The sequence below is a fragment of the Actinomycetota bacterium genome (genome assembly GCA_005774595.1).
In the GTDB taxonomy this organism is placed as follows: domain Bacteria; phylum Actinomycetota; class Coriobacteriia; order Anaerosomatales; family D1FN1-002; genus D1FN1-002.
On record VAUM01000169.1, the window covers coordinates 1 to 4,084 of the forward strand.

The window sequence follows — 4,084 nt, forward strand, 5'->3', positions numbered from 1 at the left end:
GTGCTCGGGCACGCCCCGCGCGAGATCGCCCCGTCCGCACGGCTAGTCGAGACCGCCGAGGGGCCGGTGGTGGTCACCTCGCACGTCCCCGGGGCGGCAAGGCCGCTTCACCCCGAACCGGAGGACGCCACGTACGTCATGCTCGCCGCGATGACGCGGGCGGGCTCCGCGCCCGGCCGGCGGCACCCGTACGTGGAGTCGCTCGCTGCCGTTCTGGGCGCCGCCGCCGGCCCGGTCCGTGCGGCCCTGGGCCACCGCGACCGCGAGGTCGTGTTCGTGCACGGGGACCTCGCGCCGTGGAACGTGCTCGCCTCGGACCGACACCGCGCGATCGACTGGGAGTTCGGCGTTCCGTCCGGCTTCCCTGGCGTCGACGCGGTCCACTACCACCTGATGGTCGACCGCGTGGGCGGCCGGGTGCGGCCCGCGGATGCCGTCGACCGGGTGTGCGGGTCGCGCATCGGCCACACGCTCGGGCTCGACCGGACCGAGACCCGCGCCGTCGCCGCGCTCGCTGCGGCGCACGTGGCGCGCCGCATGATCGAGGACGGCTTCACCGCCGCAGACGTGGCGTGGTGGACCGAACTCGTCTCGCACGTCGGCGGGAGCCTGGGGAGCACGGGATGAGGATCCTCGTCGCACACGTCGCCTACCGCGTGCCCGGCGGGGAGGAACGCGTCGTCGAGGACGAGGCGCGTATGCTTCGCTCGGGCGGACACACGGTCCGCACGCTGCTCGTCCCATCGGCCACGTTCGACGGCCTGCCGGTCGGGGAGCGGGTCGCGATCGCGTCGGACGCCGCGCGCCACGAGTACGGGCGCCAGGCGATCGCCGAGGCGATCGCCGCGTTCCGGCCCGAGGTGGCGCACTTCCACAATCTCTACCCGCTGCTCGGTGTGGGCGCGATGGAAGAGGCCGCCGACCGAGGCGTCGGCGTCGTGCGAACGCTGCACAACTACCGCCTGTCGTGCCTCGCGGGCACGCACTTCTACCGAGGGAGGGCGTGCTTCGCCTGCATGCCGAGGCGGTCTGCGCGGGGCGTCCTTCGCGCCTGCTACCGCGGTTCGCGCGTGCAGTCGTGGGTCATGGCGAAGGCCACGCGGCAGGAGATGGACGCGCTGACGGGCGGCACGGTGCCGCACGTGGCGCTGTGCCTCACCCCGTTCATGCGCGACCGGCTGGTCGGGTTCGGCGTGCCGGCGAGCCGCCTGGCGGTGCATCCGACCGGCATGGAGGCGTCGGCGGGCGAGCCGTGCGAGGACCGCTCGGGCGCGGTGTTCGCCGGGCGCCTGTCCGAGGAGAAGGGCATCCTCGGCCTCGTGGCCGCGTGGCCGGACGACGGTCCCCTGCTCACGGTGGTGGGCGATGGACCGCAGCGTGCGGCCGCCGAGCGTGCCGCGGGCCCGCGGGTGCAGTTCACCGGGCGCGTGTCCGCGCAGGAGTCGGTCGCGCTGATCGGCTCGGCGAGGTGCCTGGTCGCCCCCTCGCTCGCGCTTGAGGGGCTCCCGGTCGCCGTGCTCGAGGCGTTCGCGTCCGGCACGCCGGCGATCGGCTACGACGTGGGCGCGATGGCGGGGATGGAGGCCGGCGCCGCACTGACTCTCGTGAGCGTCGGCGATCCCGAGGCGCTGGCGCAGGCCGCCGGGGCGCTGTGTGACGCCGATCCGGCTTCGTGGAGAGACGCGTCCGCCGCAGCGCGGGCGATGCATGCCGAGCGGTACTCTCGGGAAGCGAGCCTCGCCGGGCTCGAGGCGGCGTACGCGCGCGCGATCGGCGCGACGAGGGCTTCCGACGGGAAGGGGGCGCTTTCGTGAGGGCGTTCGTGCGCGGCATGCTGCTGCCGTCGCTTCACCGGTACCCGCTCGTGCGGGGCGTTTCGAGGATCGGCTCGTCCGGGCTCGTGAAGTGGTCGTTCGCTGATCTCCCGGGGTCGGTCGAGGCGCGCCTGCGCTCCGGCGGGCGCGTCGACGTGGATCCGCGCGACTGGGACGGCCGCATCGCCTTCGCGTTCGGCCAAGGCGATCCGGCGCTCATGCGGCTGTTCGCCGCCGTGCTGGAACCCGGCGACACGGCGCTCGACGTCGGGGCGAACCTCGGCGTGCTGTCCCTGCATGCGGCGGCGCTCGTCGGCGACGGCGGGCGCGTCGTGGCGTACGAGCCGCAACCGGCGCTCGCGGACGCGCTGAGGGTCGCAGGCGAGCGTTCCGGCCTCGCATCGCTGATCGTGCGCGAGGTGGCGCTCGGGCGCACGGCCGGCGCGGGGACGCTGCATACCGAGGCGGGACACAGCGGGAAGGCGTCGCTGGTGCGCGGCGACGAGGGCGGCCTGCGGGTCACAGTCGTCGACGGCGCGGGGGAGATGGCCGCGCTGGGTGTCGCGCGGCCTCGTCTGATGAAGATCGATGTCGAGGGCTTCGAGATGGAGGTGTTCTCCGGTCTCGGCTCGTGGCTTGCGGAGACAGGCCCGGACGTCGTGGTGTACGAGATCGGCGAGGACGCGGGGGACTGCTCGCGGCTGCTGTCCGCGGCGGGCTACGATGTGCACACGATAGTCCGCACGTGGACCGACGTCCGGTTCATGCCGTTCAGCGGCGATGGGCCGCCGCCGCCGGAAGCGCAGGACTGCCTCGCAGTCAGGCGGGACGCGGCCGGAACGGGATGCGACTGGATCGCGCGGCGTGTCGAGGCGCCGGCGGCGGGAAGGTAGGGCATGGGAGCGGCGGTGACGGCGAGAAGGCGGGTCCGGCGACTCGGCCAGTTCCTCGGCGAGTTGTCGTGGCCGCGCGACGCGTGGCCACTGCTCCGGCTGGCGTGGTCGCGCGCGTTCGGCGGGTCGGGAGAGGTCCGGCTGCACCCGCGGAGCATCGGCGGCCGCGGCGTCGCGGTGCGTCTCGGCACGACCGACCTGGTGACCTTCTACGAGTGCTTCGTCCGCCGGTACCACCGGCCGAGTCGCGTGATCCCGGGCGTGGCGCTCGTCGCCGACATGGGCGCGAACGTGGGGTACACGATGATCGACCTGCTCGGCGTCTATCCCTCGGCGCGCGGTGTCGCGATCGAGATGGACGGCGCGAACTTCGACGTGCTCGCCCGCAACCTGGAGGCGCTCGGGGGGCGTGCGGAGGCCGTGCACGCCGCCGTATGGACCGACTGCGGCGGCGTCGAGTACGACGCGGGGTCCGCCGAGAACGCGTACGCCGCGGGCACGGCGACAGGCTCGCAGCGTGCGGTCCGGGTCGCGAGCATCACGCCTGGAGACGCCCTGCGCGCGGCGCACGGCGCGCCGCGCTGCCTCGTGAAGATGGACATCGAGGGTGCCGAGGCAGCCGTGTTCGCGTGCCAGGACCTCGGCTGGCTCGACTCGGTCGCGGCGATCATGCTCGAGATCCACGAGGACGATGACGTGGCTCCGATCACCGCGGTGCTCGAGCGGGCGGGGTTCACGGTCGCTGCGGTCGAGGGATCGCCCTACGGCTACGAGTGCGTGCGGACTGCGCCGGACGGTGGCGGACGCCCATGAGGCAGGCGGTCATCGTCGGGGTCTACCGGTACGGCCACTGGGTGTGGACGCGGGTCCGCGTGCCGCTGATCAGGCAGGTCCTCTACGCGGTGGCGCTCGTGCTGCAGTTCCTCGTGATGGTGACGCTCCACGCCGAGGTGAGGATGCAAGCCGAGATCGGCAGGAACCTGCGCCTCGGGCACGGCGGGCACGGCGTGGTCGTCCACGCGGGCGCGAGGATCGGCGACGACGTCGTGCTGACCCACGGGGTCACCATCGGGGACGACCTGAAGACCGGGGCGCCCACGCTCGGCGACGCCGTCTACGTGGGCACTGGCGCGGTGATCATCGGGGCCGTGACGGTGGGTGACGGCGCGAAGATCGGTGCGAACGCGGTGGTGCTGCAGGACGTGCCCGCCGGCGCGACCGCGGTCGGAGTGCCCGCGCGCATCGTCGCAGGGCCGTGAACCGGGCGGGACCCGGGGTCTGACAGCGCGAGGCCCCGCCTGCTGCGCTGCGGACGGGGCCTCGGTGCTGACTTCGCCCGGCGGGTCGGGTCACTCCCCGAGCGAGCCCGCCACGTCG

At 73.9% G+C, this 4,084-nt stretch carries 5 protein-coding genes; all 5 read left to right on the plus strand.

All coding sequences use genetic code 11. From position 1 onward, the window contains the following. On the plus strand, positions 1-627 hold a 627-nt coding region (locus FDZ70_07145), incomplete at its 5' end, for a hypothetical protein (GenBank protein ID TLM74479.1). Next, positions 624-1,814, plus strand: coding sequence for a glycosyltransferase family 4 protein (locus tag FDZ70_07150; GenBank protein TLM74480.1), 1,191 nt, complete (start codon positions 624-626; stop codon positions 1,812-1,814). The genes FDZ70_07145 and FDZ70_07150, both read left to right, overlap by 4 nt. Then, positions 1,811-2,707 (plus strand): FkbM family methyltransferase, encoded by an 897-nt coding sequence (locus FDZ70_07155; protein ID TLM74481.1) that lies wholly within the window; start codon positions 1,811-1,813, stop codon positions 2,705-2,707. Before FDZ70_07150 ends, FDZ70_07155 begins: the two co-directional genes overlap by 4 nt. Before the next feature lie 3 nt (positions 2,708-2,710). Next, positions 2,711-3,520 (plus strand): FkbM family methyltransferase, encoded by an 810-nt coding sequence (locus FDZ70_07160; GenBank protein TLM74482.1) that lies wholly within the window; start codon positions 2,711-2,713, stop codon positions 3,518-3,520. Continuing rightward, positions 3,517-3,966: a serine acetyltransferase gene (locus FDZ70_07165; protein TLM74483.1), complete on the plus strand. Its 450-nt coding sequence runs from the start codon at positions 3,517-3,519 to the stop codon at positions 3,964-3,966. The genes FDZ70_07160 and FDZ70_07165 overlap by 4 nt, the downstream gene beginning before the upstream one ends. Positions 3,967-4,084 lie beyond the last annotated feature (118 nt).